2 protein-coding genes and 1 pseudogene are annotated in these 2,778 nt (G+C 72.8%); all 3 read right to left on the reverse strand.

What is annotated here, in order from left to right:
• Positions 1-79: 79 nt before the first annotated feature.
• Positions 80-355, reverse strand: a pseudogene (locus ACWD3D_RS35690) (flavoprotein); the annotation flags it as partial.
• Between the two features lie 462 nt (positions 356-817).
• Positions 818-1,492, reverse strand: coding sequence for a dihydroxyacetone kinase subunit DhaL (dhaL, locus tag ACWD3D_RS35695; protein WP_451464826.1), 675 nt, complete (start codon positions 1,490-1,492; stop codon positions 818-820).
• A 65-nt stretch (positions 1,493-1,557) separates the two neighbouring features.
• Positions 1,558-2,556, reverse strand: coding sequence for a dihydroxyacetone kinase subunit DhaK (locus ACWD3D_RS35700; RefSeq protein WP_451464827.1), 999 nt, complete (start codon positions 2,554-2,556; stop codon positions 1,558-1,560).
• Positions 2,557-2,778 lie beyond the last annotated feature (222 nt).

The following is a 2,778-nucleotide window of genomic DNA, read 5'->3' on the forward strand; positions in this document are numbered from 1 at the left end:
CGGGGCATTCGTAGGTGTGGGTGGGGTCTAGGAGTTGCTGGATGTCGGTGACGATGCGGGGGAGGAGCACCCCGGCCGGGGCCGGGGCCGGGGCCGGTGCGCCGACGGTGATTGGGACCAGGGTGGGTTGCGGTGTCGCGCAGAATCCTGCGTTGTCGGTCCGGGCGGCGGCGGGGGCGTCGAAGAGTCCGGCGCCTCCGCAGGCGCCGGTCTCGGGGAGGGTGAGTTCGACGCGGTCGGCGGCTTCGAGCTCTCCGGCGAGTGCGGCGGCGACGGAGCGGACCTGTTCGTAGCCGGTCATGGCGAGGAAGGTCGGGGCGCGGCCGTAGGACTTCATGCCGACCAGGTAGATCCCGCTCACGCCGAGGGTTGATCCGGCACTGGCAGCCGAATCCGATGTCCCCCAGCCGTGCGGCGCTCAACCGACCGCGGTACCGGCACCGAACATGGTGCGGGTCGGGTCGTCGGAGAAGGACGGCGCGGTCAGCGCGCTGAGTGGTCGTATCCATTCTGCTCGGCGTGCTCCCGCGCCACAGCCTCCGGAGCCGGGCGCAGGTCCGCCTACGCACCCATGGCCTGCTGAGCCTCCCGCGCCCACGTCCGCCGGTAGCACGCCCGGCACGTCGTTTCTCCGTACGCGTCCTTCAGCGCAAAGCACCCGAGCGGCGGTCTCGTCGGCTCCGCGGTGGGCACGTCCGACCCGCGGTTCCTCGAATGGCACCGCCCGTCATCCGGCTCCCGGCCGCCGTGGGAGCTGCTGCCGGCCGCCCCCCGCCCCGCGAGCCGGGCGCGCTCTCCTGAGGCGGGCGACCCCGCTTCACCCGGTGATGCGCAGGTGCGGCCCCAAGGCGCGTACGGTGTCGGCCGCCGAGGCGAAGAGCAGGGCGACACCGACGGCTCCGGGATCGGGGATGCCCGAGGCACGTTCGCCGACATAGCTGGCGCGCCCCATGCGTGCCCGGAGCGCGGCCGTGTCCCGCACGCCCTGCCAGGCGGCATCGGCGGCGAGGGCGAGTGCACGGTCCGGCGGGGTGCCGTCCGGGGCGCCCCGCAGCGCTTCGGCGGCCGGCGTCAGCGCGTCCACCAGCGTCTTGTCCCCGGGCTTCGCGTCACCCACCCGGCGTATCGCGGCGAGGCCGTTCCCCGTGCCCGCGGCGAGACCGGTCGTGGTGAGGACAGGTCCTTCCGCCGCGACCGCGGCGCCGAGCGCCTGGAACAGCAGGCCGAACAGCGGCCCGCTGGTGCCACCTATCTCGTCCAGGAAAGCGGTGGCCGTGCTACTGAGAGGACCCGAGGGATCGTCCGGCGCGGCATCCCCGCCCTCGCTCCGCAGCCGCTGCGCGGCTCGTACCCCGGTGCTGAGGTTCACACCGAAGTCGCCGTCGCCCACCTGCTGGTCGAGCGTGGTCAGCTCGGTCTCGGTGGCGTGGGCCGAAGCCGCGAACCGGTCCATCCAACCGCTCGTGAACGTGCTGTCGAAAGCTGTCGCCATGGCGTTCTCCTTCAGTTCCACGCGTCCCGGCCGGCGGTGACGGGTCACCGGTGACCCGTCACCGCTCACCAGCGCAGTGCCGCGGTCCGTACCGGTGCGTCGTAGTAGCCCAGCGTCCGGGAATCGGCCACCAGCAGGGTCAGCGAGAACCCTCGCATGTCCAGGGCCGTGACGTAGTCGCCGACGAGATGGCGGGCGAGAGCGACGCCCCGGTCGTCCAGCACCCGGCCCAGTTCGCCGAAGATGCCGTACAGCTCCAGCGGAGTGACCGCGCCCAAGCCGTTGACCAGCGCCACGACCGGTTCCTCCGGTCCCGGGCGGATCGCGGTCAGGAGGGAGTCCGTCATCTCCTCCACCAGTGCGGAGACGGGGCCCTCCTTCCTGGTGCGGTCGGCGCGCTCTCCGTGGATACCGACGCCGTACTCCAGCTCTCCGGCGGCCAGTTCGAACGCCGGGCGGCCGGTGGTGGGCGCGGTGTGCGCGGTGGACGCCACCGACAGCGTCCGGCAGCGTCCGGCCAGCGCCGCCCCGAGCCCCGCCAGCTCGTCCAGGCCGAGGCCCGTGTCGGCGGCGCCGCCCAGGATCTTCTCCAGCAACACCGTGCCGCCCGTGCCCCGGCGCCCGGCGGCGATGTCCTCGGAATCGGACGCGAGGTCGTCGTCGACGAGGACGCGTGCGCAGGGGATGCCCTGGTGGGCGAGCCGCTCGGCGGCGATACCGAAGTTGATCCGGTCGCCGGTGTAGTTCTTCACGATGTGCAGCACGCCCTCCGCACGGGCCACCGCCAGCGACGCCTGGTACACCTGCCGGTTGTGGGGCGACGCGAACACCCGGCCCGGGCACGCGGCGTCCAGCATTCCCGCTCCCACGAAACCGGCGTGCATCGGCTCGTGTCCCGACCCGCCGCCGGAGAGCAGTCCCACCCGGCGGGACGGCGCGGTGTGGCGAGCGGCGAGATAGCCGTTCTCCACGTCGTGGACGACGAGATCGGCGTGGGCGCGGGCGAAACCGGCCAGCGCGTTCGGCACCAGGTCGTCAGTGCTGTTCTCGAAGTACGCGGCCATATGCGGCGCCCTTTCGTCCCGGGGCCTTGCACGGCCGGGTGAGACGACCCTTCAGACAGGTCACTTCATGCTAAGGGAGGTGCCGCAGGTGGCAACTCGCGGGGACAAACTCAGTCGATTACGTGACGGCGCACGGCAGCACGCTCCATCGCCACCGAGCGCCGCGCGCCGGATCGCGCCCCCGGGCGGACAGCCCGGTCCACTCGCCCGTGCCGCGTCTCC

The sequence above is a fragment of the Streptomyces sp. NPDC002690 genome (genome assembly GCF_053592415.1).